The organism is Celeribacter sp. (assembly GCF_048270365.1).
In the GTDB taxonomy this organism is placed as follows: Bacteria; Pseudomonadota; Alphaproteobacteria; order Rhodobacterales; family Rhodobacteraceae; genus Celeribacter.
In genome coordinates, this window is sequence record NZ_JBLWTA010000008.1 from 133,264 (window position 1) to 159,623 (window position 26,360).

At 60.0% G+C, this 26,360-nt stretch carries 26 protein-coding genes and 1 riboswitch; of the genes, 9 read left to right on the forward strand and 17 right to left on the reverse strand.

What is annotated here, in order from left to right:
* Nucleotides 1-3: 3 nt before the first annotated feature.
* From ACN0X0_RS12595 to metZ, 3 genes are all read right to left on the reverse strand, one after another.
* The gene (locus ACN0X0_RS12595) at nucleotides 4-1,452 is read right to left on the reverse strand and encodes a TrkH family potassium uptake protein (protein ID WP_417279436.1); all 1,449 of its coding nucleotides are present in this window, start codon (nucleotides 1,450-1,452) and stop codon (nucleotides 4-6) included.
* 58 nt (nucleotides 1,453-1,510) lie between these two features.
* Complete coding sequence (folE2, locus tag ACN0X0_RS12600) at nucleotides 1,511-2,626, reverse strand: GTP cyclohydrolase FolE2 (protein WP_417279437.1); 1,116 nt, start codon at nucleotides 2,624-2,626, stop codon at nucleotides 1,511-1,513.
* A gap of 77 nt (nucleotides 2,627-2,703) precedes the next feature.
* Nucleotides 2,704-3,903 (reverse strand): O-succinylhomoserine sulfhydrylase, encoded by a 1,200-nt coding sequence (metZ, locus tag ACN0X0_RS12605; protein WP_417279438.1) that lies wholly within the window; start codon nucleotides 3,901-3,903, stop codon nucleotides 2,704-2,706.
* A gap of 65 nt (nucleotides 3,904-3,968) precedes the next feature.
* A riboswitch (SAM riboswitch) is annotated at nucleotides 3,969-4,047 on the reverse strand.
* Nucleotides 4,048-4,202: 155 nt separating this feature from the next.
* Between metZ and ACN0X0_RS12610 the strand changes: the two genes are divergently transcribed.
* Genes ACN0X0_RS12610 through ACN0X0_RS12620 form a run of 3 tightly spaced genes read left to right on the forward strand, consistent with a single transcriptional unit; the run spans nucleotide 4,203 to nucleotide 7,016 of the window.
* The gene (locus ACN0X0_RS12610) at nucleotides 4,203-5,126 is read left to right on the forward strand and encodes a DUF726 domain-containing protein (protein ID WP_417279439.1); all 924 of its coding nucleotides are present in this window, start codon (nucleotides 4,203-4,205) and stop codon (nucleotides 5,124-5,126) included.
* A gap of 52 nt (nucleotides 5,127-5,178) precedes the next feature.
* Entirely contained in the window at nucleotides 5,179-5,907 is a 729-nt protein-coding gene (locus ACN0X0_RS12615) for a glutathione S-transferase family protein (protein WP_417279440.1), read from the forward strand.
* Nucleotides 5,904-7,016, forward strand: a complete 1,113-nt coding sequence (locus ACN0X0_RS12620) for an alpha/beta hydrolase (RefSeq protein ID WP_417279441.1) — start codon at nucleotides 5,904-5,906, stop codon at nucleotides 7,014-7,016. The genes ACN0X0_RS12615 and ACN0X0_RS12620 overlap by 4 nt, the downstream gene beginning before the upstream one ends.
* A 4-nt stretch (nucleotides 7,017-7,020) precedes the next feature.
* On the opposite strand, the gene ACN0X0_RS12625 is transcribed toward ACN0X0_RS12620, so the two are convergent.
* From ACN0X0_RS12625 to ACN0X0_RS12645, 5 genes are all read right to left on the reverse strand, one after another.
* Complete coding sequence (locus tag ACN0X0_RS12625) at nucleotides 7,021-7,665, reverse strand: inner membrane-spanning protein YciB (protein WP_417279442.1); 645 nt, start codon at nucleotides 7,663-7,665, stop codon at nucleotides 7,021-7,023.
* Between the two features lie 9 nt (nucleotides 7,666-7,674).
* Nucleotides 7,675-8,577 carry a DMT family transporter gene (locus ACN0X0_RS12630; RefSeq protein ID WP_417279443.1) on the reverse strand — a complete coding sequence of 301 codons (903 nt, stop codon included), beginning with the start codon at nucleotides 8,575-8,577 and terminating at the stop codon, nucleotides 7,675-7,677.
* Nucleotides 8,578-8,646: 69 nt separating this feature from the next.
* Nucleotides 8,647-9,075, reverse strand: coding sequence for a GNAT family N-acetyltransferase (locus tag ACN0X0_RS12635; RefSeq protein WP_167602011.1), 429 nt, complete (start codon nucleotides 9,073-9,075; stop codon nucleotides 8,647-8,649).
* Nucleotides 9,075-10,460, reverse strand: coding sequence for a signal recognition particle-docking protein FtsY (gene ftsY / locus ACN0X0_RS12640; RefSeq protein ID WP_417279444.1), 1,386 nt, complete (start codon nucleotides 10,458-10,460; stop codon nucleotides 9,075-9,077). Before ftsY ends, ACN0X0_RS12635 begins: the two co-directional genes overlap by 1 nt.
* 41 nt (nucleotides 10,461-10,501) lie before the next feature.
* Nucleotides 10,502-11,137, reverse strand: coding sequence for a lysoplasmalogenase (locus ACN0X0_RS12645; RefSeq protein ID WP_417279445.1), 636 nt, complete (start codon nucleotides 11,135-11,137; stop codon nucleotides 10,502-10,504).
* Nucleotides 11,138-11,228: 91 nt separating this feature from the next.
* On the opposite strand from ACN0X0_RS12645, the gene ACN0X0_RS12650 reads away from it, so the two are divergent.
* Complete coding sequence (locus tag ACN0X0_RS12650; RefSeq protein ID WP_417279446.1) at nucleotides 11,229-12,299, forward strand: alkane 1-monooxygenase; 1,071 nt, start codon at nucleotides 11,229-11,231, stop codon at nucleotides 12,297-12,299.
* 55 nt (nucleotides 12,300-12,354) lie between these two features.
* Nucleotides 12,355-12,753, forward strand: coding sequence for a hypothetical protein (locus ACN0X0_RS12655; RefSeq protein WP_417279447.1), 399 nt, complete (start codon nucleotides 12,355-12,357; stop codon nucleotides 12,751-12,753).
* Between the two features lie 201 nt (nucleotides 12,754-12,954).
* Here the strand turns inward: ACN0X0_RS12655 and xseA are convergent, their stop codons facing one another.
* Entirely contained in the window at nucleotides 12,955-14,526 is a 1,572-nt protein-coding gene (gene xseA, locus ACN0X0_RS12660) for an exodeoxyribonuclease VII large subunit (RefSeq protein ID WP_417279448.1), read from the reverse strand.
* An 87-nt stretch (nucleotides 14,527-14,613) separates the two neighbouring features.
* Here xseA and purD point away from each other — a divergent pair, with 87 nt between their 5' ends.
* A complete protein-coding gene (gene purD, locus ACN0X0_RS12665) occupies nucleotides 14,614-15,879 on the forward strand; it encodes a phosphoribosylamine--glycine ligase (protein WP_417279449.1) in 1,266 nt (421 codons plus the stop codon).
* A gap of 521 nt (nucleotides 15,880-16,400) precedes the next feature.
* Here the strand turns inward: purD and ACN0X0_RS12670 are convergent.
* Both ACN0X0_RS12670 and ACN0X0_RS12675 read right to left on the reverse strand, forming a co-directional pair.
* On the reverse strand, nucleotides 16,401-17,126 hold the full coding sequence (locus tag ACN0X0_RS12670) for an FG-GAP repeat domain-containing protein (RefSeq protein WP_417279450.1): 726 nt from the start codon (nucleotides 17,124-17,126) through the stop codon (nucleotides 16,401-16,403).
* Nucleotides 17,126-17,449 (reverse strand): 2Fe-2S iron-sulfur cluster-binding protein, encoded by a 324-nt coding sequence (locus ACN0X0_RS12675; RefSeq protein WP_167602005.1) that lies wholly within the window; start codon nucleotides 17,447-17,449, stop codon nucleotides 17,126-17,128. Before ACN0X0_RS12675 ends, ACN0X0_RS12670 begins: the two co-directional genes overlap by 1 nt.
* Nucleotides 17,450-17,759: 310 nt before the next feature.
* Between ACN0X0_RS12675 and ACN0X0_RS12680 the strand changes: the two genes are divergently transcribed.
* The gene (locus ACN0X0_RS12680) at nucleotides 17,760-18,287 is read left to right on the forward strand and encodes a peptidoglycan-binding domain-containing protein (protein WP_417279451.1); all 528 of its coding nucleotides are present in this window, start codon (nucleotides 17,760-17,762) and stop codon (nucleotides 18,285-18,287) included.
* A gap of 14 nt (nucleotides 18,288-18,301) precedes the next feature.
* A complete protein-coding gene (locus ACN0X0_RS12685) occupies nucleotides 18,302-18,634 on the forward strand; it encodes an AAA family ATPase (protein ID WP_417279452.1) in 333 nt (110 codons plus the stop codon).
* A gap of 162 nt (nucleotides 18,635-18,796) precedes the next feature.
* Here ACN0X0_RS12685 and ACN0X0_RS12690 read toward each other — a convergent pair whose 3' ends face one another.
* The 6 genes from ACN0X0_RS12690 to rpiA form a co-directional block, all read right to left on the reverse strand.
* Complete coding sequence (locus ACN0X0_RS12690) at nucleotides 18,797-20,221, reverse strand: Do family serine endopeptidase (protein ID WP_417279519.1); 1,425 nt, start codon at nucleotides 20,219-20,221, stop codon at nucleotides 18,797-18,799.
* 467 nt (nucleotides 20,222-20,688) lie between these two features.
* Nucleotides 20,689-21,564, reverse strand: coding sequence for a protease modulator HflC (hflC, locus tag ACN0X0_RS12695; RefSeq protein ID WP_417262151.1), 876 nt, complete (start codon nucleotides 21,562-21,564; stop codon nucleotides 20,689-20,691).
* Complete coding sequence (hflK, locus tag ACN0X0_RS12700) at nucleotides 21,564-22,715, reverse strand: FtsH protease activity modulator HflK (protein WP_417262152.1); 1,152 nt, start codon at nucleotides 22,713-22,715, stop codon at nucleotides 21,564-21,566. The genes hflC and hflK overlap by 1 nt, the downstream gene beginning before the upstream one ends.
* Before the next feature lie 152 nt (nucleotides 22,716-22,867).
* A complete protein-coding gene (gor, locus tag ACN0X0_RS12705) occupies nucleotides 22,868-24,229 on the reverse strand; it encodes a glutathione-disulfide reductase (protein WP_417279453.1) in 1,362 nt (453 codons plus the stop codon).
* Between the two features lie 195 nt (nucleotides 24,230-24,424).
* Complete coding sequence (locus ACN0X0_RS12710; RefSeq protein ID WP_417279454.1) at nucleotides 24,425-24,820, reverse strand: hypothetical protein; 396 nt, start codon at nucleotides 24,818-24,820, stop codon at nucleotides 24,425-24,427.
* Nucleotides 24,821-24,937: 117 nt separating this feature from the next.
* Nucleotides 24,938-25,723, reverse strand: coding sequence for a ribose-5-phosphate isomerase RpiA (gene rpiA / locus ACN0X0_RS12715; protein WP_417279455.1), 786 nt, complete (start codon nucleotides 25,721-25,723; stop codon nucleotides 24,938-24,940).
* A 208-nt stretch (nucleotides 25,724-25,931) separates the two neighbouring features.
* On the opposite strand from rpiA, the gene ACN0X0_RS12720 reads away from it, so the two are divergent.
* Nucleotides 25,932-26,300 carry a YbaN family protein gene (locus ACN0X0_RS12720; protein ID WP_226553069.1) on the forward strand — a complete coding sequence of 123 codons (369 nt, stop codon included), beginning with the start codon at nucleotides 25,932-25,934 and terminating at the stop codon, nucleotides 26,298-26,300.
* Nucleotides 26,301-26,360: the final 60 nt, after the last annotated feature.

A 26,360-nucleotide genomic window follows, 5' to 3' on the forward strand; every position in this document is an offset into this window, starting at 1 on the left:
GTTTTACCCCCGCCAGAACCGGATGGTGAACAGCGCGAAGACCGACATGACCTCGAGCCGCCCGATCAGCATGGCGATGGCCAGAATCCATTTCGCCGGATCGTTGAGGGTCTCGAAATTCCCCGCAGGCCCGATGATGTCGCCCAACCCCGGCCCGACACAGGCCAAGGCGGTCGCGGCACCGGAAATGGCGGTGATGAAATCAAGCCCCGTGGCCGCCAACAACACCGCCGTGACACCCAAAGTGACGATGAAAAACGAGAAAAACGCCATCACGGAGGAGAGCACGTCTTCGGTCACCGGGTGGCCTTGATAGCGGGGCGTGAAAACGCCGTTGGGGCTATGGATTTTGCGGATTTGTGCCCGCATCGAGGCCCACAAAAGCTGATAGCGAAAGACCTTGACGGAACAGGCCGTCGAGCCTGCGCAGCCGCCGATCAGTCCGATGAAGAAAAACGCCACCGCCGGGAAAGCGCCCCAAAGCTGGTAATCCGTCGAGGCATAGCCGGTGCCGGAAATGATCGAGGTGACGTTGAACAGGCCTTCGCGGAAGGAATGTTCGAAATGATCGGCGTTGACCAAAAGGCGGTAGACCGCAAAGGCGATGGTCAGGCCAAAAATGATGATCAGATAGGCGTGGATTTGCGTGTCACGCCAGAGCGGCTTGGCGGTACCAGCGATGAGCTGGACGAAGCGGACAAAGGGCAGCGAGGCCAGGATCATGAAGAAGGACGAGACATATTCCGCCGGGCCCTGAAAGGCACCGAAGGAGGCGTCTCGGGTGGAAAACCCACCGGTCGAAAGCGTCGTGAGTGCGTGGTTCAGAGCATCGAAAACCGACATGCCGACAAGGACATAGCCCAGAAAACACAGAAAGGTCAGCGCCACGTAGATGACCGAGATGCGCGAGGCAATCTCACCGGCGCGCGGCAGGACTTTTCCATCGGTATCAAAGGCTTCGGAGCGAAACACCTGCATGCCGCCCACTTTCAACTCGGGCAGGAAAACCATGGCGACCACAATGATGCCCACGCCGCCGAACCATTGCAACATGGAGCGCCACAAGAGGATGCCTTCGGGCAGATCATCAAGGCCAGAGAAGACCGTCGATCCGGTCGTGGTCATGCCCGACATCGCCTCGAAAAACGCGTCGGTCAGATCGGCCTCGGTCGCGCCCAAAATGAACGGAAGCCCGCCGAACAACGGCAGGATGAGCCAGATCAGCGTGGTCAAAAGGAACATCTGTTGGATCGAGAGGCCCTGTTGTTGGCCATTTTGGGTCGACAACAACAAGGCCGCGCCAATCACGAAGGTGATCACGCCCGCGCGAAAGAACACATGCCATTCGCCCGACCCCATGAGCAGGTCCACCGCCATGGGAATCGCCATCGTCAGCCCCAAAAGGGCGACAAGCGTGCCGATCACATATCCAACAGGTCTCAGGTCCGTCATGGGGCCAAGGCTTGGCCGGGCTTCGCGGCCAAGTCAAGCGCGCCTTTGGCGTGGCCGCTCACCCAACGTGGAAAAGCGTCGAAAACAGCTTGGGATCGAGGCTTTGCGCGGCAAAGGTCTCCCCCTCGGTCAGGACCGAGACTGCGTCATGGGAATGCAGGCTTTCCTGATGCGAAGCGACCACGCGGAAATCGCCGATGCGCGGGTCGTTTTCCAAAGCTTCGGAGAACAAACGCGCCGCGTCCTCGACGAAAATCGGGTTGGCGGCGTTGAGCTCGGCGAAAGCCTGTTCATCCTCGCGTTTCACCATGACCTGCGTCTCGGTCGGCACGGCTTGGCGGCAAAGATCGATCAGATCCTCGAACCAAAGCGTGTCTTGCTGGTTCTTCACCTCGACCGAAATCCGCGCCACGGAGCGTTGCGAATGCGGCGTGGCAAGTTGATGCCGCGTGCGCCGCGCATGTTCGGAAAGTTCAAGAGAACAGGGGCAAGTGGAGCTATAAACATAGTCCAAATGCATGATTTCTGTCATTTTACCGGCAATCTCCACGAGCTCCAGCGCGATGTCGTAATACTGGTAACCCTCAAGGCCGGAGCGCAAAGACGGGCGTTTCACCGGGAAGGAAAACCGCATCTGGATACGCGCGTCGAAACTGTCGAGATCGCTTTGATAATCGCGCAGCGCGGCCTGAATCACGTCGAAAGAAAAGCTGCGCTCGGCATGTTTGTAGAACGAGCGCATGATGCGGGACATGTTGATGCCCTTTTTCTCCGCCTCCAAAGACACAGTGCCGGTGACAGAGGTCTCAAGCGTCAGATCGCCGCCGCCATTCACACTGTCGCGGGTGCGGAACCGGATCGGCAGGCGAAAATTCGAAATGCCGACATGCTGGATTTGCCGCTTGGCGCCCTTGATCAGGCTTTCCGGTCCGTTTTGCAGATCGGGAAGCCCCTCTTTATAGGCCTCGTCCACCTCGAAATCTTCCGGGTAGGCACGGCGCAGCGCCGGGTAGTTGGCGAAATCATTGGCCTCGGGCAAAAGCCGCGCGATGGCCGGGTCAAGCTCGGCCACTTCGGTCGGCGTGGCCTTGGCAGCCCAGTCCCGCAGGGTCGCAAGAGCGGCCTCAGCGGCCGCCCGGTCATTCTTCTCAAGATCGCTCGGATGCATGTTCATCGAAAATCCCTTCAACGCTGCGCCTCATATAAGAGGTTTCACAGATATTACCACTACGAAGGAAATTTGCGACTGGATCAAACCGCTTCGAGAGCGTTCAGAATATCCGCGATGATGTCTTCGCCGTCCTCAAGCCCCATCGAGAGCCGCACGAGACCGTCGGTCAGACCCAATTCCGGGCGCTTCTCGACCGGCACGTTCTTGTGAGTCGTCGTGCAGGGGTGTGTCGCGATGGATTTCGCATCGGCGAAATTGTTCGACAGGGTAAAGACCTCGAGCGCGTTGAGGAATTTGAACGCCGCCTCCTTGCCGCCCTTGAGATCGACGGTGATCACCGTGCCTGCGGCCTCGGATTGCGTTTTGGCCAGTGCATATTGCGGATGCGATTTGTAGGACGGGTAGCGCACGGAGTTGAGCGCCGGATGGCCATCCAAAGCCTCGCACAGCTTCATCGCCGTCTCCGCCTGACGCCGCACGCGCAGATCGAGCGTGTCCAAAGATTTAAGCTGAATCCAAGCGTTGAACGGCGAAATCGCGCCGCCGGTGTGTTTGATATACATCTCCACAGGCCCCCGGATCAGCTCGCGGTCGCCAGCGATGATGCCGCCGAGACAGCGCCCCTGCCCGTCCACATGTTTGGTCGTGGAATAGATGATCAGATCGGCGCCAGCCTCTTTCGCATAAGAGAAAATCGGCGTGCACATGGCGTTGTCGACCACCACGAGGGCGCCGACCGCATGGGCCAGATCGGACACGGCTTTGAGGTCGATGACCTCCAGCGTCGGGTTGGAAATGCTCTCGCAGAACACGGCTTTGGTGTCGGGACGGATCGCGGCCTTCCACTCGTCCAGATTGGTGCCATCGACCAAAGTTGTCTCGACGCCGAATTTCGGCAGCACTTCGGTGACGATGTAGAGGCAGGACCCGAACAGCGCCTTCGAGGACACCAGATGATCGCCCGCTTTCAGCACAGACATCAAAGCGCCTGCGACGGCGGCCATGCCGGAGGCGGTCGCAAAAGCGTCTTCACAGCCCTCAATCGCGGCCATCCGATCCTCGAACATGCGAGTCGTCGGGTTGCCGTAGCGGGCGTAGATGAACTCGTCCTCGCCTTGGTTGACGAAGCGCGCCTCGGCGGCCTCGGCGGTGTCGTAGACAAAGCCCTGCGTCAGGAACAAGGCCTCGGAGACCTCGCCATATTGCGAGCGGCGCACGCCGTCGTGGATGAGTTTGGTTTGGGTTTTCCAGGCTTTCCCAGTCGAGTTTTTTTTGGTCATCATGATCCCTTTCGCCATTATCCCCATTCGATCAAGGGCTGGGGCGCGGTGGGTTCTGACCAACCCGGCGTCTCGTCCTGACCTCTTTAGCGGTGTTTTTAGCGTGGCCCGCAATCCGGAGAACAAATCGCCACGTCGTGCTAGGCGGGGTACAAAGCCTGCGACATCCTGTCAAGCATATGACCGATCCGCCCGCTCACGTTAACAAAGATTCACCGCCCTGTCGCAGCATCGTGACACTTCTCGCGCATATCTCAAGCAGGGAAGACACACGGGTGAGGCAACAGAGGGTGGCGCAGATGCCCCTTTTGAAGATCAACACAGATGGGTCCTTTTTGCCCGCAGGCACGTCGCTGGTCCTGCGCGAGGCTCTGGCGAAGGTGCCCAAGGGCGCGCCGATTGTGATCTGTGTCCACGGCTACAAATTCTCGCCGCTTGTGCCAGAGCACGACCCGCATGATCATATCCTCTCGCTCGATCCCGGCCTGACCTGTCGCAAGGCGCTGAGCTGGCCGCGCGGGCTTGGATTTGGCACCGGGCGCTCCGATGAGGGGCTTTGCATTGCGCTCGGCTGGCAGGCGCGCGGCTCGATCTGGCAGGCCTATTCTGCGGCCCGCGCCACCGGCGAGGCCTTGGCCCGACTGATCTGGAAACTCGACCGCCCTGTGCATCTGATGGGCCACTCCTTGGGGGCGCGCGTGATCCTATCTGCCCTGCCGCATCTGCCCGAAGGCGCTGTGCGTCGCGCGATTCTTTTGTCCGCCGCAGAGTTCCGTTCGACCGCCGAACACGCCCTCGACAGCGCCGCCGGGCGCACGGCGGAGGTGTTGAACGTGACCTCACGGGAAAATGATCTCTTCGACGCGCTCTTCGAGATGGCTCTGGTCCCCGATCATGCGCCGTCTCGCTCGCTGGGTGCGGGCCTGGGGCAATCGCATCGCGGATGGTGCGACATTCAAATCGACGGTGCGGCGACCCTCGCGGCACTTGCCCGTTTGGGCTATGACATTCCAGCCGCGGACAAGAAAATCTGTCACTGGTCGCCCTATCTGCGCACGGGCGTGTTTGAATTTTATCGCACGGCGCTGCGTCATCCCGAACGTCTGCCGATGGGATTGTTACAAGAGGCGCTTCCCGCCACCCATGCGCCCCGGTTTTCGCATCTTTTGCCGCGCCGTCCCTTCGCTTCGCCCTTGTCCTTTTCGCGCAAAGCGTCATCCTGAAGCAAATCTCATCCCCGATGGTGCGGATGGGAGATGACAACGGATGAGACAGATGATCGACACCCCCATCACGCTCCACTACTGGCCCACGCCGAACGGCTGGAAAATTTCCATCGCGCTCGAGGAAATGGACCTGCCCTATGAGGTCAAATTGGTGAACATCGGCGCAGGCGAACAGTTTGCGCCCGAATTTCTCAAGATCGCGCCGAACAACCGCATGCCCGCCATCGTCGACCCCGAAGGCCCCGGCGGGCGGCCGATTTCGATCTTTGAATCGGGCGCAATCCTGCAATATCTCGCGCGCAAATCCGGCAAATTCTACGGCGGTGGCGAGCGGGATCATGTTGCCGTCGATCAATGGCTGATGTGGCAGATGGGCGGGCTTGGCCCCATGGCCGGACAGGCGCATCACTTTCTGAGCTACGCGCCCAATATGGAGCCGCCGAACGACCTGCCCTATGCCAAGAACCGCTATCGCAACGAAGTGGCCCGGCTTTATGGCGTGCTCGATCGGCGTCTGGCCGAAGAAGAATTCGTCGCGGGCGATTTCTATTCCATCGCCGATATGGCGATCTGGCCCTGGGCGTCCCTGTGGGAAAAACAGGAACAGAGCCTCGACGACAAACCGCATCTGGCGCGCTGGATCGCGCGGATCGCCTCGCGCCCGGCGGTACAGCGTGGACGGGCCTTGGCGGCTGAAAAACGCACGGAAACGGCGCATGACAAAGAGGCTCAGAAAATCCTTTTCGGTCAGGGCACCAGAGGCGGGGATCAAAAGTGATCCGCACCCGGCGGGAGATGATCTTGGGCGGCAGCGCGCTGTGTCTCAGCGCCTGCTCCGTGCCCTTGATGAACAGCCCTCCGGAGGCCCAGGCCACGCACACGCGCGATCTTCTGGTCGTCACCAACCGCGCCGTGTCGCAGGACCCGCATCAGGTCTTTGAAGCCGCCCGTTCCGACACGCGGTTCTTTTGCGACTACCAAATCTCGGTGCCGAGGGATCGCAATCCCGGCGAGTTTTCCTTCCCCCGCACACCTCTCGACCCGGAGAAACAGTTTTTCGTCGCAGACAGCCGGCGGTTCGACACGGAACCCGACTTTCGCCACGTCCTGAACCAACGCGTCCGCGCCCAGCCCAAAGGCGACCGCGGCGTGGTGCTGTTCGTCCATGGCTATAACGTTTCCTACCCCGGCGCCGTGTTCCGTGCCGCCCAGATCGCCACGGATTTCGAGATGGACCAGCCGATGGTGCTGTTTTCCTGGCCCTCTGCGGGGCGGATTTCACGCTATGCTTACGACCGAGATTCCGTGCTTTTCGCCCGCAAGGCGCTGGCCCAGACCCTACGCGATCTGGCCCAAAGTCAGGCCGAACAGATCACCATTCTGGCGCATTCCATGGGCGGGCTTTTGACGATGGAGGCGCTCAAACGTCTAGCACTCGAAGGCGACCGCGAGACACTGGACCGCCTGAACGGTGTGGTTCTGGTGCAGGCCGACATCGACCTCGATCTGTTCCGCACGCAGGTCACCGATCTGCGCCCCTTTGACGTTGAACTTGCGGTCTTTGCCTCGCGCCGGGATCGGGCGTTAAAACTGTCCTCTGTTCTGACGGGCGGCCATCCTCGCGTGGGAGAGGCGGAAAATATCGAGGAATTGCGGCGGCTTGGCGTGTTGGTCGTCGACACCTCTATCGCGCCCCGCCCCGGCCCACTTGGGCACTCAAGCCTCATGAGTTCGCCGGAGCTTTTGTCGATGATCGCCTCGCGCAGCTTTGTCGACCGCATCGTCGGTGGCGCGCCCGGACAGGATATTCTGATCGAAGGGCTGAGCCTCACCGGCTCCGCGGCCCTCGCGATTGCCTATCTGCCTTACACGATCACCGGAACTTAGGCGGTTACTCCGCTGCGTCCTTATCGGCCTTTTTCGTGTCGGCTTTTTTCGTGTCGTCTTCGGTCGAATGCCGCGCCATCAACCCGCTTTGCGCCATGAAAAACGCCAGCATCGTGATCGGCAAGCCAAAGGTCTTGAACTTCACCCAAGTGTCCGTCGTCATCGTGCGCCAGATCGCCTCATTGGCGACGGCCAGCCCGAAGAAAAACAACATCATACGAAACTCAAGCTTGCGCCAGCCGTCGGCGTCCAAAGGCATCACCTCACCCAGAACCAATGAGAGGTAGCTTTTCGAACGCAAAAGCCCGACGCCCAGAATGGCCCCGAACATGATGTAAATCATCGTCGGCTTCATCTTGAAGAAGCGCTCGTCGTTGAGCCAGATCGTGAGCCCCCCGAAGACGACGACCAGCACCAGTGTCATGATCTGCATCGCCGACAGCTTGCCGGTCAGACGCCACAGGATCAGCGTCGAGAGCGCCAAAAGCGGGATGAACGCCGCCGTCATCACGATAAACCCGGAATACTCCGTGCCGCCGATGGTGAACACATGGTCTCGCAGCGCGATATAGCCCGCGAAAAACGCCAGAATCGGCCCCATTTCGAGAACCGGTTTCACCCAAGGCTTGATCTCTTTCTCTTCCGACATGCGCGCTCCTTATCCACCCATCTCAACTATGACCGCGCCCAAAGCAATCAAGGCCATGAGGGACAATCTTCTCGGCCCGACCTTTTCGCCCAACACGATCCACCCGATCAGTGCGGCAAAGACGGTGGAGGTTTCCCGCAGCACAGCCGCCTCGCCCACATTATCAAGACGGGTCGCCAACATGATGCAACCAAAGGAGAAATAGGCCACGATGCCGCCGAAAAATCCTTTGACCGCGAGCGGCCCGAGGGCAGGTTTCTCGACCATATTTCGGTAGCGCAGAAACGCCACCACCGGCATCACCAAACCGTCGAGGAAAAAGAACCACGCCAAGAACGTAAACGGATCGGCGGTGGAGCGGATGCCGTAGGCGTCATAGGTGGTGTAAAGCGCCACGAAAGCGCCGGTCAGCACCGCCAACATCAAAGCGGGCACCATAGTGTCGCGCCCGACCGTGATGGTCCGCAGGTTGTAAATCGCCAGCCCGAAGATGCCGGAGATCAGCACCATAACGCCGAGCCACTGCACCAAGGTGAAATGTTCGCCAAAGACGAAACCGGCCGCGACCACCGCAAAGAGCGGCCCGGAGCCGCGCACGACGGGGTAGACGACCGTATAGGCACCCTTGGTGTAAGTGTAGCCCTGAGCAATTTTATAGCCCATGTGGATCACGAACATGCCTAGGAATATCAACCACATATGCGGCTCGGGCCAGGGCACGACGAAAAGCGCAAAAGGCGCAGCCATGATGCAGTAAAAGAAATCCATCGCGCCGCGCGAGAGCCACGGATCGTGACGCCCTTTTTGCAGAGCGCCGAAAAGCGCATGCAGAAACGCCGCCATCAGCGCCAGGATCAGCGCCGCGTGATGGCCCGTTTCCGTGCCTTCAAGGGAAAGGATGAAATCGCTCATGCGCCCCTGCTACCCCCGGTCCCCGAAAAGGTCCAGAGCCTGAAACCGCACAGCGACTGAGCGCATGCCTCAGGCCGCGCGCGGATCAGACCGCGACAGCCCCGGCATATCGGAATAGGGATTCGGCACCAACATGCCGTCTGTCGCCTCGATGAACGGGTACGCCGGGTCCAGATAGCCCGCCGTGATCAGCGCTTCTTCCAGCGTGCGGATCACGAAATCGGTGCGAAACTCCGGCAAAACCCCCATACCCCAGATGCGGGCCGGGCGGTCTTCGCGGTCCGGGTCCACCACCAACATGGCCGTGCCCACAAGGCTTTCGCCCTTGACCACGACCATTTCAGCGTAAAGCTCGCGGTCTTCGGGCCAATCCTCCGCCGTGTCATCCGGGCACACCGGGTGATCGAAAAACAGCTCCTGAATCGCCTCGCGTCGTTCCAGCGGGTTCCCCGCAGAGACCCAGCTCTGGGGACCAATGGCGTGCAGAATTTCGAGCATCAAACCTCCAGACCCGTCAGGGCCGCGGCAAATTCTTCGGGATCGAAGGGGGCGAGATCGTCAATCTGTTCACCCACGCCAATCGCGTGGATCGGAAGACCGAATTTATCGGCCAGACTGACCAGAACCCCACCCTTGGCGGTCCCATCGAGTTTCGTCATGACAAGGCCGGAGACATCCGCGATCTTTTGGAAAATCTCAACCTGAGAAACCGCGTTTTGCCCTGTCGTCGCGTCGAGTACAAGCAAAGTGTTGTGCGGCGCGGTCTCGTCTTTCTTGCGGATCACGCGAACGATCTTGGCCAGTTCTTCCATCAGGTCGGCGCGGTTTTGCAACCGGCCTGCCGTGTCGATCATCAACAAATCGGCGCCGGTCTCCTGCGCCTTGGTCATTGCGTCAAAGGCAAGGCTTGCGGGATCGGAGCCCTCGGGCGCGGTCAAGACCGGCACACCGGCGCGCTCGCCCCAGACCTGCAATTGCTCAACGGCCGCCGCACGAAACGTATCGCCCGCCGCGATCACCACGGATTTACCCGCCGCACGGAATTGGCTCGCGAGTTTGCCGATGGTGGTGGTCTTGCCCGAGCCATTGACCCCCACGACCAGCACGACCTGCGGCGTTTTGGTGTAGATCGGCATCGGTTTCGCCACCGGCTCCATGATGCGCGCGACCTCTTGGGCCATCAGGCGTTTGATCTCTTCGACCGAAAGCTTTTTGCCATAGCGACCTTCGGCCATGGCGGCGGTCACCCGCATGGAGGTCTCGACCCCCATATCGGCGGTGATCAACAGCTCTTCGAGCTGCTCAAGCATATCGTCATCCAGCGCGCGGCGAATGACGGTCTTGGTTTCCTTGCGGCCCAGAAGACGGCCCAGAAAGCCCGGTTTGACAGGCGCGCCGGTGTTTTGGACGCTGTTGTCGGTCGGCGCCTCGATCACCGTCTCGACCGGAATTTCAACTGGCATCTCAACGGGCATTTCCGAAGGGGCCTCGGGCTGTACCTCGACCGGTGTTTGCACGGGCATCTCAAGCGGCGCGACTTCGGACGGCGGTGTGACATCCGGCGACGGCGTGTTCGGCACATCCTTTGGCAAGTCCTGCGGCAGTTCTTGCGGCACATCTGTCGGAAGCTCTTCGGGCAGAGGCGCGGGGGCGGGCTCCGGCGTCGGGTCCGGGATCGGCTGCGGCTCGGGCTCAGGGGCAGGCAAAGGCTCCGGTGTTACATCCGGGACATCAGGCGTTTCCGGCTCCCCTGCCACCTCTTCGACATAGGCCTCCTCTGCGCTGCTTTCTTCGCCACCGTCCTCGACAATGGCTTCCAACCCTTCGTCGAGCTTCGACGAGGTTTTCATCAGACGGGATTTCAGTTTCGAAAAAAGCGACATGGGGCCTCCGTTCATGTCGTCACTTAATGGGTCTTTGCCCTTTATGAAAGCCCCCAAACGCGTGGCACAAAGGCCAAAAGGATCGCGCCCTGCCCGCAAATATAGAGGGTCCAGAGCAGATAGCCTGCGGATCGCGCCGCCTGCGTTCCGGGTGTCATGCGAAAGAGTTGGATCGCAAGGATAAGATCAGAGAACAGGAACAAGACGGCGCCGACACTGGCCAGTCGCAGCTCTTGTGGCAGGCTGAGCGCCAGTACCGTCATGAGAGAAATCAACACGACATAGACACGCACCGGTCCGCGCAAGTCGCCCGTGTGCGGCGCAAGCCAGAGCTCTGTCGACAGCGCGACGCCCGCGAGTATGACAATGGCGAGCCAAAAAGGGGTGTTGACCTCGCCCCAGAACAGAAAGACATAACAGAGATGCGCCAGCGCAAAGCTGACGAGGCCGATCAGAAAGTTTCGTTCCCCGTCGCGCGACAACGCCAGATCGCCCAGCGCCGATAAAATCAACCCGAATATTAACCAAAATGACCCGCCATGGAGGAGCGCCAATAGCGCGAAGAGGCTCAAAGGCGCGGTCTTGATCCCGCTGCGCCAAAGTGCCGGCGCGTGTCCGGTCAAAGGCAGGTAGACCAAAGCACTCGCCCCAGCCAAGCCCCATAAAATTATGTCCAAAATCACCCCTCCCCATCGTCTGAGCCACAGGTTTCGCTTTTGCAGACCGCAGGCTCATGCCTATAGTCAGCACAGATTTAAAGGGACGTCCATGACACAGACGATGGCGCAGAAAACCACTCACATCATTCGTTTTTTCGCGGTCACGACGCTGGCGCCCGTGGCGCTTTTGGCCTTGGGCGCGTTGTTTGGTGGACTTTGGGCCGTGGCCGGGTTTCTCTATATGACGGCGTTGGCTTATTCGCTTGATCAGCTCGTCGCCCTTGTCCGCGCACCCGAAAGCCCGGAGGCTGAATTTCCCGACGCCAACGCGCTTTCGACCGTCTTGGCGCTTTCGCATTTTGCACTTTTGCCGCTCACGGTCTGGGCGCTCTCCAATGGGCAGCTCGCATTTTGGGAAAGGCTTTTCGTATTTTTCGGCATGGGATTGTTCTTTGGACAGGTGTCGAACTCCAACGCGCACGAGCTGGTGCATCGCTCCGACCGAACGCTCCGCCGTCTTGGCACATGGGTCTATATCACGCTGCTGTTCGGCCATCACGCCACCGCGCATGTCCGTGTGCATCACCGCTATGCCGCCTCGCCCAAGGACCCCAACTCCGCCCCTCTCGGCATGAGCTATTACCGGTTCCTGCCCCGCGCTTGGGTCGGGTCGTTCCGCGCCGGTCTACGTGAGGAAAACGCGATGCGGACACGTGCCGGATCGACCGATCTGCACCCTTACGTGCTTTATGTCGGCGGTGCTATCGTCTGTCTCGCTCTGGCCTATCTCATTGGTGGTTTCACAGGCGTTTTCAAATACATGCTGCTCGCGGGCTATGCCTCCTCGCAGCTCATGTTGTCGGATTACGTGCAGCATTACGGGCTCCGCCGTCGCGAAATCGCTCCCGAAAAATTCGAACCCGTCGGCGCCGTTCACAGCTGGAACAGCCCGCAATGGTTCTCGTCTTTTCTCATGCTCAACGCCCCTCGGCATTCGGATCACCACGCCCATCCGATGAAGCCCTACCCCGCGCTAGAGCTTACGGAAGAGATGCCGCAACTGCCGCGCTCGCTTCCAGCTATGGCGACGCTCGCCTTGATCCCACCTCTGTGGCGCAAAGTGATGGACCCGCGCGTCGCGCGCCTTCATACCGCCACTGGGACACAAGAGGCCGGTTAACCACCTGTTAAGAATGTGAGTGGAGCGACTCGTCGCCCTGTGTCATGGTTGCCAAATGATGAAGACTTGCCTCCTCCCCCTCGCCTGCGCCCTTTTGAGTGCCACGGTCGCCTTTGCCGATCCCCTGACCGGCGACGAATTCGACGCCTATGCGACGGGCAAGACACTGACCTTCGCCGAGGACGGTCAGCCCTATGGCGCGGAGGAATATCTGCCGGGAAATCGCGTGCGTTGGGCCTTTGATCAGGACACCTGCAAAGAGGGCATTTGGTACGAACGCGAAAAGGACATTTGCTTCATCTACGAAGATGGCCTCGCGCCGCAATGCTGGCAATTCTTCGTCGAAAGCGACAAGCTCAAAGCCGTGTTCCAAGGCGACAGCGGCACCGAGCTTTATGAAGCCTGGGCCTCTGACGGGCCGTTGGCCTGCATGGGGCCTCAGGTCGGGGTTTAACCCTCGGCCACGGCTCGACACCACGACTGTCGACGTCAACCTGCTCTGTTTTTCTCCTTTTTTCTTACGAACTGCGCCGCACAGGGATCATCCAAATTAACCTTAATCGGCGTTAAGGTTTACCAGATTAAGGTTAACGGCTCAGGGAGAAGGCGTGCTCTCAGAACGTCGGCCTCATACCGCGTTACGCTATGTCATTTCTCAGAACAAACTGCCCTGAGCCGGCCCACCACCAGACCCCGGCTCGTTCTTGGGCTTTGCTTTGGCGGGTTTCGACGCCACGCCGCCCCCAATCTGCACACGCCCATCGGCAAATTGCACCTCATGCATCCGGGCCGCGTCCTTCGACGAGGTGACAACCCCACCCTCGGCATCGCGCACCACGGCATAGCCGCGCTTCAACGTCTCTTGATAGGACAAAGCCGACAACATCCCCGCGCGCTGATCCAAGGCTGCGCGCCAGCGATGAGTCTGGCCTTGAGCGGCGCGTTCGAACCGGTCGGTGAGCTGTGTCAGATCGCGACGTGCCTGAACCGTCGTGCGCGACACCGTCGCGGGCGACAGCCGCGCCGACAAGCGATCAAGATCACGCCGATGTTGCCCCGCGCCGCGCGCCAAAGCGGGTGCAAGCCGCAGGGACAAAGTGGACAATCGGTCCTTTTGGGCTGCCATCCGCCCTTGCAATATCGAGGGCCGCAGCACGGTCGCCGCCTCCGACAGCGCCAGCCTCCGGTTGCGCACCCCGTTGATCAGCGCCTGCGTCAGACGCAGGTCGATCTGATCGACACGCTGGCGCGGCCCATCGAGTAGGCGGTCTTTCTGCGGCAAAGCCCGGCTCAAATCGCGCAAACGTTGGCGGCGCAGTTCGACGCCGCCATTCAAAGCCCGCTCCATCCGGGCGCGCAACTCCTGAATGGTGACCCACAATTCGCGCCGCACCGGCACGGCCAGCTCTGCGGCGGCGGTCGGTGTCGGCGCACGTTTGTCAGAGGCGAGATCGATCAGCGTCGTGTCGGTCTCGTGGCCGACGGCGGAGATCAGCGGGATCGCGGAGTCCGCCGCCGCACGCACCACAATTTCCTCGTTAAAGCCCCAGAGGTCCTCGACCGAGCCCCCGCCCCGCGCCACGATAATAAGGTCAGGCCGAGGGATCGCACCGTCAGCGGGCAAAGCGTTAAACCCGCGAATGCCCGCAGCAACTTCGGCGGCGCTTTTCTGCCCCTGCACCGCCACAGGCCAGATTAAAACATGACGCGGGAAACGGTCGCTCAACCGGTGCAGAATATCGCGAATGACGGCGCCCGAGGGCGAGGTCACCACGCCGATCACCTCCGGCAACCACGGCAGGGGTTTCTTGCGGGCGGCATCGAAAAGCCCTTCGGCGGCCAGAGCTTTTTTGCGCTTTTCCAGCATCGCCATCAATGCGCCCGCGCCCGCCGGTTCGACATTATCGACGATGATTTGATAGCGCGAGCCGCCGGGGAAGGTCGTCATCCGACCCGTGGCAATGACCTCCATCCCCTCTTCGGGCTGCACCTCCATCCGCGCGACCTGGCCCTTCCAGCTCACCGCATTGATGACCGCTTTTTCGTCCTTCAGATCGAAATACAAATGCCCCGAACGTGGTCGCGACACACGCCCCACCTCGGCGCGGACCCGCACGTAACCGAACTCGCCCTCGATCATCGCCTTCACCGCGCCCGACAGCTCGGAAACGGAAAATTCCGGCGCGTTGGACGTTTTGGGGCTTTCGTCCTCGAAAAGATCGGACATGTTTGGCCTCCGGGGGCTGCTCGTGCTTGTGTCAAACTCTCGCTGACCTTAGAACGCGCGCAAGCAAAGGTGAAGCGGAGAGCGTTGATGAACATTCTGATCCTCGGCAGCGGCGGGCGCGAACATGCGTTGGCCTGGGCGGTGATGCAAAACCCGAAATGCGACAAGCTGATCGTGGCGCCGGGCAATGCAGGCATCGCGAAGATCGCGGAATGCGCGTCTTTTGACATCAACGACGGCCCGGCTGTGGTGTCTTTTGTCGAGGAAAATGCGATTGATTTTGTGGTCATCGGCCCGGAAGCGCCGCTGGCCGCCGGGGTTGCCGACGATCTGCGCGCGGCGGGTGTGTTGACCTTTGGGCCCTCGAAACTGGCCGCTCAATTGGAGGCCTCGAAAGGCTTCACCAAAGAGATTTGCGACGCCTCGGGTGCGCCGACTGCCGGGTATGCCCGGTTCGACGATGCGGAAAAGGCCAAAGCCTACATCCGCACGCAAGGCGCCCCCATCGTGGTGAAGGCCGACGGTCTGGCGGCAGGCAAAGGCGTGATCGTCGCCATGGACGAAGCGACCGCTTTGGAGGCCATCGACGACATGTTCGGCGGTGCGTTCGGCGGCGCGGGTGCTGAGGTCGTGATCGAGGAATTCATGGAAGGCGAAGAGGCCTCCTGGTTCATTCTCTGCGACGGCGAAAACGTCCTGCCCATCGGCACGGCGCAGGATCACAAGCGCGTTGGTGACGGTGATACGGGACTGAACACCGGCGGCATGGGGGCCTATTCCCCCGCACCGGTGATGACCAACAGCGTGATCCAAAAAGCCATGGACGAGATCGTCAAACCGACCGTCAAAGAGATGGCCAAACGCGGCATGCCCTATCAGGGCGTGCTCTATGCAGGCTTCATGATCAAAGACGGCCAGCCGCGGCTTGTCGAATACAACTGTCGTTTCGGCGACCCGGAATGTCAGGTGCTGATGATGCGTCTGGGCGCGCAGGCTTTGGATCTGATGCTGGCAACCGCCGAAGGCACGCTGGGTCAGGCCAAGGTCAACTGGGCCGAGGATCACGCGATGACCGTTGTGATGGCCGCGACGGGCTATCCCGGCGACTATGAGAAAGGCACTGTGATCAAGGGCTTGGACGCGCTTCCCGAAGACAGCATGAACATGGTGTTCCATGCGGGCACCGCCGAGAAAGACGGCCAGATCGTCGCGACCGGCGGGCGGGTGCTCAACGTGACGGCGCGGGGCGAAAGCCTGCAAGACGCGCGCGACCGCGCCTATGCGATGATTGATCAGATTGATTGGCCCGAGGGCTTCAACCGGTCCGACATTGGCTGGCGTGCGCTGAAATAATTCAGGCGAAATAAATCTGGTAACACGGGTTTCGGTTAAGCCCGTGTTAACCTTACCCGTGGCATAACCACGATGCGAAAGGCACCAACGGCTCGAATGGCCATCTGGTTTGAACCCCTCACGGTTTGAAACGTCGGTGTAAAGCCCGATTGCGGCGGTCGCGACAGAATAGAGGCGCGCTCGAACGGCGCGCCTTTTCTTTTGCCGAGTTTCTTATGAAATGACGTGCATGCGGCAGCCAGCCCCCACACGCACCATTCATGTGGGCCAGCCCCCATACCCCCGGGATATTTCCAGACAAAAGAAGCGCCATTCACCAGCGATTAACCTTAACCGGCCATGCTGCAAGCACGGTACGGGGACGCCGATGACCGTGACGGAAGAAGCCCTCTGTCCGTATCGGTTTTCCGTGAGGACAGAGGGATACGCCTAGGCCTCTTAGCGGATGAGGGCGCGTACTTCTTTTGTCGTTAAATATCCCGGGGTGAATGGCCTGTAAGGCCAGAGGGGCAGCGCCCCTTTTACGGACAGGTCAGGAACGGCGCGAAAGACGCAGGGCCTTCATAAGGCCCAACGGGCGTTGACACCAATTCCCCGGCTTGCCAGCGCGTCTCGACAATTTGCCTCCACTCCGCATCCGCCGTCAGGATCACCGGCGCTTCATCACGGCAGTCTCTTACACCACCTTCGATCTCCGCCGCGCCGAGATGATGGTTGGTCAAACCGGACAGTCGCGCCGAGGGGACCAACATGCCTTCACGGGTCAAATCGACCGGCAGGAGCACCAGCTCTTTCTTGAGGTGTGGACGGTCGACATAGGTGATCTCGTCCACCCCATCGCCATCGAAGTCGGCAATGCCCGCAATGGCGAGCCAGCGGTGGCGTTGGCCGATGGGGGCGCTGGCCTTAGCCGGGATCAGCCGGTCTTGATCGTCAAGGAACCAGACCTGCACCCAGGCGCCGGTGACAAAGCCGCTGACAACCGTCACCACCTCCGGCGCGCCGTCGCCGTTGAAATCATGAAGCCGGGGCGCCGTGTCTTCGAACACGCTTTTCTTGAACGAGGCCTCGCGCGTGGTGCCGTCGTCCAATGTCACGACCAGTCGGGCATATTCGCCGTCTTTGACCGCTCCGTGGCCATAGACCTCCGTCGGCTCCGCATAATGCGCGCCGCTGATCGTGGCGGCGGCAAGAGGGGCAGCAAAGAGACTGGCCGCCGGGGCAAACAAAGCGGCCAGTTTCAGCATCAGATTTGCTTTTCAGGCATATTGACCAGAAGGCCTTCGAGCGCCTCGGTTACTTTGATCTGACAGGTCAGACGCGAGCGTACGGGATCGGGCTCGAAGGCGAAATCGAGCATGTCTTCTTCCATGTCGTCACGTTCGGGGAGTTTCTCGACCCATTCGGGCGCCACATAGACGTGGCAGGTGGAACAGGCGCAGGCCCCGCCACAATCGGCGTCGATGCCCGGAATGCCATTGTCGCGTGCGCCTTCCATCACGGTGCGTCCCACGGGGACATCCACGACATGCTCGGTGCCGCCGAATTCGACATAGGTGATTTTGACCATGGGCTTATTCCTTTCCGCTGCTCTCGCCTGAGGCTGAAAGCCTGTTCTCGTCTGACGTGCCCTAGAGGCCCTATACGACCAAGGGGACGTTTTTCGACACCTGCTTTAGCGCGACGGGGGACGCGAGAAAAGGGCCATTACGTCGCGACCATCAGTCCGGCCTTTGTCTCAGGCTCATCCTCGGATACTGTCCAGTTTTTAGGCAAACCCCGTGCCCGCGCCTGCATCTTATTCGACCTTTGGAAAATCATAAGATCAGGGTAGCATGGGAGAAACTTTCCCGAATGGGTCAAAATAAACAGGCGAGCAGATGACAGGATATTTTTCACGCGGGCCGATCGCGTTCTTATTGGCCGCTGCCGTTCTGGCCGCCTGCCAGATGGATACATCCGAATCCGAAATTCTGCGCGCCGCTGAAACCCCCGGCGCACCTCCTGGGGCCGATCCCAATGCCTGTTACGCCCGCCACGTGACGCCCGCGATCATCGAAACCGTCACCGAACAGGTGCTGGTGCAACCGCCGCAAATCGACGCCTCGGGCGCCGTGACCTACCCCGCCGTGTACCGCACCGAGACCCGTCAGGAGATCGTCCGCGAGCGCAAGGAATTGTGGTTCGAAACGCTCTGCCGCGAGGATTGGACGCCCGAATTCATCGCCTCCGTGCAGCGTGCCTTGGCCGCGCGTGGCTATTATCAGGGGCAGGCCCATGGCCGTATGGACCACGCCACCCGGCGCGCGATCCGGGCCTTTCAGGTGGAACAGAGCGTGGACAGCGAGGTGCTGTCCTTGGCCGCCGCGCGGCAGTTGGGGCTTAAGGAAGTCGCCCGCGAGGAGTGATCTCAGGAGCGGTCATGCAGAACCAAGCCTCACATCGGCATGTGATTTTATCTGGATGTTCCGGCGGAGGGAAATCGACACTTCTGACCGCATTGGCCCAAAGAGGCTTTCGCACCGTTGAGGAACCCGGCCGCAGGATCGTCGCGGAGGAGTTGCGTTCCGACGGCAAGGCTTTGCCATGGGTCGATCTCGAAGCCTTTGCCAGACGCGCGATGCATTTGGCGGAACAGGACAGAGCCGCGCTCAGGGCGCACATCGACGAGGCGCACACCACGGGGGATCACGCGGACGCCGAACGGCAGCACAGCCTGACGGAGGCGAGAGAGGAATATCATCGTTTGCTCTAGGCCTACCGCGCGCTTGGCTACACGCCGGTCATTTTGCCCAAAACCGATGTCGAAACCCGCGCCGATTTTGTTCTAGAACAGCTGTCGGACGCCTGACACAGAAGCCCCAAACGAAAAAGGCGGCCCCGAGGAGCCGCCTTTCGCATGTCTTGATGGGGGGCGTTACTCGCCGACCCCCAAGGCCACAAAGCGCGGCTCGCCAGCGCGGCGCACCAGAAGCAGGACGGTTTTGCGACCGGCCTCTTGCGCCTCGGTGACGCGGGCCTCCAGATCGGAGAGGCTTGCGAGCTTTTGCTGGCCGGCTTCGGTGATCACGTCGCCCGCCCGCAGACCTTTGGTGAAGGCCTCGGAAGCCTCATCCACCTCGACCACGGCCAGACCGGTGGTCCCGGCAGAAACGCCAAGCTCTTCGCGCAGCATGTCATCCAAAGGCTGAAGCGTCAGGCCCAGCATCTGAACCGTTTCCGGCGCTTGCGGGGTCATGCCTTCGCCTTCGACCGGGAAGGCCACGTTTTCGGCCTCTTCACGACGGCCCAAAGTGACCATCAGCGTCTTGGTCTTGCCATCGCGGAACACCACGACGCGCACGGCCTTGCCGACCTCGGTCTCACCAACTGTGCGCACGAGGGCGCGGTCGTCGGCGACATCTTTGCCGTCAAAGGACAGGATCACGTCGCCGCTCTCGATGCCTGCATCTTTCGAGGGACCGTCCGGCACATCGGTGACCAGAGCACCTTTGACCTCTTCGAGCCCCATGGCCTCGGCCACATCATCGGTCACGCGTTGAATGCGGACACCCAACCAACCGCGACGGGTTTCGCCGTATTCCTTGAGCTGATCGACCACTTTCGACACCACATTCGACGCCATCGAAAAACCGATGCCGATGGAGCCGCCGTTGGGCGACAGGATGGCGGTGTTCACGCCGATCACCTGACCGTCCATGTTAAAGAGCGGCCCGCCAGAGTTGCCTCGGTTGATGGCGGCGTCGGTCTGGATGTAATCGTCATAAGCACCCGACAGCGCCCGGCCACGTTGCGACACGATACCGGCGGAGACGGAAAAGCCCTGACCCAGCGGGTTGCCCATGGCCATCACCCAATCGCCGACGCGAGCGACATCGCTGTCCCCGAAAGGCACGTAAGCCAAGGGCTTGTCGCTTTCGACTTTCAACACGGCGATGTCGGTTTTCGGATCGGTGCCCACGAGTTTTGCGGGCAAGGTGAAACCTTCGAAAAACTCGATCTCGATCTCGTCGGCGCCTTCGATCACGTGGTTGTTGGTCACGATATAGCCGTCTTCAGAGATGACGAAACCGGAGCCCAGAGCCTGCGACCGGCGCGGAGCCTGACCTCCGGGACCATTGCGGTCCATGAAATCGCGGAAGAAATCCTCGAAAGGCGAGCCTTCGGGCACGATGGGTTGTTGGTCGGTGGAGGCCTCAACCACGGTGGTGGTGGTGATGTTGACCACGGCGGGGCTGACCTTTTCCGCCAGATCGGCAAAAGTTTCCGGCGCGCCACGCGCCTCTGCCGCGATGGTTTGGAACATGATCGCAAGGGCGCCCATCAGCGCCAGAACCATCATGCGCAAACCAACGCGCGTGTCCTGAGGGGTGAAAGTGACGGCGCGAGCCGGTGTCACGGCCTGTGTCATAGGTTTAATATCCTCCGTATGATGCGCGGTTAGAGAGCATCTCGCTTCTCTTGTGCAGCGCGGGCGACTGTCCTCAGGGGTACAAATAGGGGTTGAGCAACACAACTCAATGTCGGTCGCGTTCAGTCAACAGCATGTGAGCGGGGTGTGACAAGGAGAAAGGCGGCAATTTCGGGGGGAATTCGGGCGCAGCGCTGTCATCTCACGCGATCTTGTAGAGCCCCTGTCGGCCAAGGCCCTATGGAGCACCCGTCTCACGGCTCCCTCTGTGGCATTCAGGTTAATCTGATGAAGGTTAATGCGAGGAAAAGACCCCCTATAAACCGGACGAGACAAGCGAGAGAAAAAGAAAAAGGGGCCCGAAACAGGCCCCTTTTCAATGACTTGTCGCGCGAGACTTAGCGCCCGGCGTCGGACTTCAGGTAATCGAAGAACTCGCTGTCAGGCGACAGCACCATCGTCGTATTGGACCCTTTCAGACCTGCACGATAGGCATCGAGAGAGCGATAGAATTCAAAGAATTCCGGGTCGGCCCCGTAAGCATCGGCATAGATTTTGTTCTTCGCCGCATCTGCTTCACCGCGGGTGATCTCGGCCTGACGACGCGCATCGGATTCAAGCTCGACCACGGTCCGGTCGGCCTGCGCCCGCACGCGTTGCGCCGCCTCTTCCCCCCGCGCCCGCTCGTCGGCGGCCTCGCGTTCACGTTCGGCCCGCATCCGGGCAAAGGTGGCTTCAAGGTTTTGATCCGGCAGGAAGGTCTGTTTCAGACGCACATCCACGATATCGACACCGAGAGAGGACGCTTCTGCACGGGCCTGATCACGAATGCGAAGCGCCAGAGCGCCACGGTCGGCAGAGATCACAGTGTTAGAGGTGACAGAATCCGCACCCAAGACTTCGCGAAGCTGGGCGTTCAGAATGCCTTTGAGGCGATCTTCGGCCAGACGCACACCACCGGTGGAGACGGCCTGACGGAAGCGCACCACATCTGTGATACGATAGCGCGCAAAGGCATCAACCAAAAGACGGCGGTCATCCGAGGGCGTGACCTCGATCTCCGGGGTTTCAAGCGACAGAATGCGGTCGTCGTAATAGACCACTTCCTGAATGAACGGGATTTTGAAGGCGAGACCCGGGTCTTCCTTCACGGATTTGATCTGACCGAATTGCAGCACGAGTGCTTTCTGGCGTTCGTCCACGATGAAGAGCGAGGACATCACCAGAACGATGGCGACAAAGATCAGGCCGAAAATAATGGGAAGTTTTTTCATCAGTTCGACCCCTCATTCGTGGTGCTGCGGCGCAGCTCATTGAGCGGAAGATAGGGCACAACGCCTTGCCCGCCTCCGGCAGCATCATCCAGGATGATTTTATCCATGCCGCCGTAAACCTCTTCGATCGCTTCGAGATAGAGCCGTTTGCGCGTCACATCAGGTGCGTTCTTATATTCCTCAAGCACAGCGCTGAATCGGCTGGCCTCACCCTCGGCGGCGTTGACCACCTGAGCGCGATAGCCCTCGGCCTCTTCCACGATCTGTGCGGCCGTACCACGCGCACCGGCAAGGACGCGGTTGGCGTAGGCATCGGCCTGTCGTTCGAGACGGTCACGTTCCTGCTCGGCAGCCTGCACATCGCGGAAAGCGTCGATCACCTCGGTGGGCGGATCCGCTTTGTCGAGGTTGACGCGGATCACGGTGATGCCGCTGTCATAGCTGTCGAGCGTAGACTGGATCAGGGTCATCGCATTGTCGGCGATCAGCCCGCGGTCACGGTTGAGAATCGGCGCCAGAGTCGACGCCGCGATGATTTCACGCATCGAGGCTTCGGACACGGCTTGCACCGTTTGACGCGGATCGCTCAGATTAAAGAGGTATTTCGCCGGATCGTTGATGTTCCAAACCACTTGGAAATCAATATCGACGATATTGGCGTCAGTCGTCAGCATCATGCCCGTGCTGTCTTGACCGGCGGCGCCGACATTCTCGGTACGTTCGCCAGTGACGATGACTTTTTCGTAGCTGACCAGCGGCCAGGGCGCAAAGTTCAGACCCGGCTGACCGATTTTGTAAAACTCACCGAGGAACAGCTCAACGGACTGTTCTTCGGGCTTTACGGTGTAGAAAGAGGAAAAGGCCCAAAGACCGATGGCGCCCAGCACAGCAAGGCCGATCATGCCCTTGGACAGATGCGGACCGCCACCACCGGAGCCGCCGGAGCGACCATTGCCGCCACCTTTGCCGCCCATCAGCACCTTCAGGTATTCGTTGCCCTTGTTGAGCATTTCATCAATCTCGGGGATTTGCGGTTGTTCGCCCGGACGGCGATTGCCGTTGTTGCCGCGGTTGTCACCGCCACGGTTATCTCCTCCGGTCGGGCGATTTCCACCGCCGCCGCCCCAAGGTCCGCCATTGTTGCTGGCCATTAAGGTCAAGTCCTCTCTCGTATGGGTCTGGCCCGGCAGAAAAATCCTGTCGGAATTTCTGTCGGGCCAAGGCTCCTGTGTAACCTGTTCGTTCTGGGGCCGGGTTTCAAGGGGGCGACGGTGTCGCAGCCCGTTTAAATCCCGGCAAATGTTCACTTATGGACGCGGATCGGCTCTTTCATCAGGACGATCTCTTCGGCCATGGTCGGGTGCACCGCCACGGTGGCGTCGAAATCCTCTTTCGTGGCGCCCATTTTCACCGCCACACCCGCAAGCTGGATCATCTCGCCCGCCTGCGGTGCGATGATGTGACAGCCAAGCACTTTGCGCGTGTCCGCGCAGACGATCAGTTTGAACATCACCCGGTGATTTTTCTCGATAAAGCTGTTCTGCATCGGGCGGAAGGCGGCGGAATAGACCTCAACGGGCCCCTCTTCGCGGGCCTGTTCCTCGGTCAGCCCCACCGTGCCATATTCCGGCTGGGTGAAGATCGCGGAGGGCACGTTGCTGTGGTCCGGCTTCATGGGATTGCCTTTGAACACCGTCTCGTGGAAGGCCACCGCCTCCCGGATCGCCACCGGCGTCAATTGGATGCGGTCGGTCACATCGCCCACGGCAAAGATCGAGGGGATGTTGGTCTGAGAATAGTCATCCACCTTGACCTCACCATAGCGACCCATTTCGACGCCCGCCTCTTCGAGACCAAGCCCCGCCGTCGCCGGTTTACGACCCGTGGCATAAAGCACCACATCAAAGGTGCCTTCGCGGCCATCCGTGGCCTTGACCCAAATGCCATCGTCGCGCTGTTCCAAACGCTCGACATCGGTGCCGACATGCAGGTTGATGCCCTGCTCGTCGATCAGCTCCGCGATATGGCCGCGCGCCTCGTCATCAAAGCCGCGCAGGATTTGCGCGCCGCGATAATATTGCGTCACCTCGGAACCTAGGCCTTTGAAAATACAGGCGAATTCACAGGCGATATAGCCGCCGCCGACAATCAGGATGCGTTTCGGCAGTTCGGGAATGTCGAAAATCTCGTTGGAAGTGATCGCAAGTTCGATCCCCGGCACGTTGTCCGGCACAAAGGGCGTGCCGCCCACAGCGACCAGGATGTGTTTGGCGGTCTTCTCCGTGCCATCGGCCAGCACGACGGTGTGCGGGTCCTTGACCGTGGCGCGCTGGTGCAGAATCTCGACGCCCGCATTGCCAGCGTTCTTGGTGTAGATGCCCTCAAGACGCGACAGCTCGTCCTTCAACTTGCCCTGAAAATGCGCCCAATCAAATTGGCCGATGCGGATGTCCCAACCGTATTTCTTGCCATCCTCGGCATGGCCGGAATATTGCGAGGCGAAGACCATGAGTTTCTTCGGCACACAGCCACGAATGACACAGGTGCCGCCCATGCGGAATTCCTCCGCCATCGCCACCTTATGGCCGTCCGCCGCCGTCAACCGCGCCGCGCGCACGCCACCAGAGCCACCGCCGATCACAAAGAGATCATAGTCGAAATCCATCAGTCCCGCCTTTTGAACAATTCTAAAGTTGAGACAGATGTAGGGGGTTTGCCCGCAAAGGAAAACCCCGCGAAAGCCGCACGGGGTCCTTGCGGTTATGGTCATGCGCTGAGACGCAGCCCCTCCACGACACGCGCAACTTGCACAACGTACCGCCAAGGTGAACAGATCACTTGGGCGACTTGTTATAGAGACTTACAAATTATAGAAACTGACAAATTTTGTCTTCACCCATGCCACCAAACGCATATGAAGATCATATCGCTCACTCTCGCTTCCGACCGACGGCGTTTTATTCCGAAAAGTCGACGCGACGCTCAGGGTCACTTCACCGTTTTGTCCATGTTCCGCGGAAATCTCTGTCGATGGCTGTCCGAATTGATCCGGGAAGCGACATATGGTGGAGCGCTCCTCAACAGCGCAACGACCTCCCATATCGGGCATCTGCTCTAGAAGCTGAGCCTTGGTTTCCCTGTAGACCTCTGCTTCATGTACCGCGTCGTCTTTCAAGACCACTTCGAAACGACTAAAGGTCTCGCCTTGGCATCCGCTCAAACAACCGAGCGCCGCAAGCAATAGTATCGACCGCAATGTCATCTCCTCTTAAATGTCACCCGCTTGCGCAGGTCGCAGAGTAAATTTTAGCTTCAAAAGAACCTGCCTAGAAACATCTCAAAAGCCGGCCCCCAAAGGGCAAGCTTTTGGGTCTCAGTCGAGATCCGCGAAAATATTTTCGCTCTCTTCGAATTCGACCTGATCCTCGCTCTCCTCGCCGGAGATGATGTCGCGCGTCGTCACACGCCCGTCGCCATGGCCGATGATCACCTTGTCGCAAATGTCGATGAAAAGGCCGTTTTCCACCACGCCGGGGATCTGATTAAGCACCAGCGCAAGCTGCCGCGCATTGCCGATGCGTTGCAGATGCAAATCGATGATGTGGTTGCCCTCATCGGTGACATAGGCCGCCTCACCATTCATCCTGAGCGTCGATTGCTGACCCAACACATCCATCGAGACCAGAGTTTCTTCGACCAGCGCCTTCGTCGTCTGCCAGCCAAAGGGGATCACTTCGACGGGCAAGGGAAAGGCGCCCAGCATATCGACCTGTTTCGAGACATCCGAGATGACGATCATCTGATCGGACGCCGTCGCGACAATCTTTTCCTGCAACAATGCGCCACCGCCGCCCTTGATCAGGTTCAGCTCGGCGTCGAATTCATCCGCGCCGTCAATCGTCAGATCGAGCCATTTCGCCTCATCGAGGGAAATCACCTTGATCCCCTGTTGTCGCGCCAGTTCCGCCGTGCGCGACGACGTGGGAACGCCGACGATATTGAGCCCCTCCTCGCGCACCATTTCGCCCAGACAGCGCACCATCCAGGCGGCGGTCGAACCTGTGCCCAGCCCGATCTTCATGCCGTCCTCGACATAATCCACCGCCTTTTTCGCGGCGACGAATTTGGCGGTATCAATGGGCGACAGCGTGTCGGACATGGTGTGGCTCCGGTTGAGGTCTCTCACTGAGGGTGTGGCGGTATCTTGCCGCTTACAGGCCCCCCGTTATAGGCCCCAGTTATAGTCCCCTGCGGGCTGTTTTGACAGACAAAATCAAGGTCTAGCGCGACCAATTTCGGATGAAAACTGGACAGCCGCGACATCTGGCGTAGATGATTTCGAAAGACACCTATGTCAGGCTCTCCCCATGACGGACCGGATCGTGAAATACATACATCTGACACTCGGCGCGCTTTGCGTGGTGCTGGGCTTTATCGGTGTGTTCTTGCCCGTGATGCCGACCACGATTTTCCTGATCCTGGCCGCATTCTTTTTCACCAAAGGCTCGCCGCGTTTGCGGGCATGGTTGCTGAATCACGGACATTTTGGCCCCAGCATTCGCGCCTGGGAGGAAACCGGCGCCATCCCCCGCCGGATCAAGGTGCTGTCGATCACGATGATGCTCTCAAGCTTTATCCCCACCCTGATCCTGCGCATCCCGCCGATATATCTCGGTCTTCAGGCCGTTTTGATCGGCATTGGCGCGCTCTATATCCTGACCCGACCTGACGCGTGAGGTGAGCGTTCCCTCTCACCGCAAAACCAGCGACGCACAGCCACAAAGCTTGCATCCCCA

Coding starts and splice junctions, on each gene's coding strand:
- ACN0X0_RS12630 (WP_417279443.1), bottom strand. CDS start 8,577: ATGAGCGATTTCATCCTTTCCCTTGAAGGCACGGAAACGGGCCATCAC.
- ftsY (WP_417279444.1), bottom strand. CDS start 10,460: ATGTCGCTTTTTTCGAAACTGAAATCCCGTCTGATGAAAACCTCGTCG.
- ACN0X0_RS12720 (WP_226553069.1), top strand. CDS start 25,932: ATGACGGACCGGATCGTGAAATACATACATCTGACACTCGGCGCGCTT.
- hflC (WP_417262151.1), bottom strand. CDS start 21,564: ATGAAAAAACTTCCCATTATTTTCGGCCTGATCTTTGTCGCCATCGTT.
- ACN0X0_RS12610 (WP_417279439.1), top strand. CDS start 4,203: ATGCCCCTTTTGAAGATCAACACAGATGGGTCCTTTTTGCCCGCAGGC.
- ACN0X0_RS12615 (WP_417279440.1), top strand. CDS start 5,179: ATGATCGACACCCCCATCACGCTCCACTACTGGCCCACGCCGAACGGC.
- ACN0X0_RS12650 (WP_417279446.1), top strand. CDS start 11,229: ATGACACAGACGATGGCGCAGAAAACCACTCACATCATTCGTTTTTTC.
- rpiA (WP_417279455.1), bottom strand. CDS start 25,723: ATGTCCGACACGCTGTCGCCCATTGATACCGCCAAATTCGTCGCCGCG.
- folE2 (WP_417279437.1), bottom strand. CDS start 2,626: ATGAACATGCATCCGAGCGATCTTGAGAAGAATGACCGGGCGGCCGCT.
- xseA (WP_417279448.1), bottom strand. CDS start 14,526: ATGTCCGATCTTTTCGAGGACGAAAGCCCCAAAACGTCCAACGCGCCG.
- gor (WP_417279453.1), bottom strand. CDS start 24,229: ATGGATTTCGACTATGATCTCTTTGTGATCGGCGGTGGCTCTGGTGGC.
- hflK (WP_417262152.1), bottom strand. CDS start 22,715: ATGGCCAGCAACAATGGCGGACCTTGGGGCGGCGGCGGTGGAAATCGC.
- ACN0X0_RS12670 (WP_417279450.1), bottom strand. CDS start 17,126: ATGCTGAAACTGGCCGCTTTGTTTGCCCCGGCGGCCAGTCTCTTTGCT.
- ACN0X0_RS12595 (WP_417279436.1), bottom strand. CDS start 1,452: ATGACGGACCTGAGACCTGTTGGATATGTGATCGGCACGCTTGTCGCC.
- ACN0X0_RS12685 (WP_417279452.1), top strand. CDS start 18,302: ATGCAGAACCAAGCCTCACATCGGCATGTGATTTTATCTGGATGTTCC.
- ACN0X0_RS12690 (WP_417279519.1), bottom strand. CDS start 20,221: ATGATGGTTCTGGCGCTGATGGGCGCCCTTGCGATCATGTTCCAAACC.
- ACN0X0_RS12635 (WP_167602011.1), bottom strand. CDS start 9,075: ATGCTCGAAATTCTGCACGCCATTGGTCCCCAGAGCTGGGTCTCTGCG.
- ACN0X0_RS12680 (WP_417279451.1), top strand. CDS start 17,760: ATGACAGGATATTTTTCACGCGGGCCGATCGCGTTCTTATTGGCCGCT.
- metZ (WP_417279438.1), bottom strand. CDS start 3,903: ATGACCAAAAAAAACTCGACTGGGAAAGCCTGGAAAACCCAAACCAAA.
- ACN0X0_RS12625 (WP_417279442.1), bottom strand. CDS start 7,665: ATGTCGGAAGAGAAAGAGATCAAGCCTTGGGTGAAACCGGTTCTCGAA.
- purD (WP_417279449.1), top strand. CDS start 14,614: ATGAACATTCTGATCCTCGGCAGCGGCGGGCGCGAACATGCGTTGGCC.
- ACN0X0_RS12655 (WP_417279447.1), top strand. CDS start 12,355: ATGATGAAGACTTGCCTCCTCCCCCTCGCCTGCGCCCTTTTGAGTGCC.
- ACN0X0_RS12675 (WP_167602005.1), bottom strand. CDS start 17,449: ATGGTCAAAATCACCTATGTCGAATTCGGCGGCACCGAGCATGTCGTG.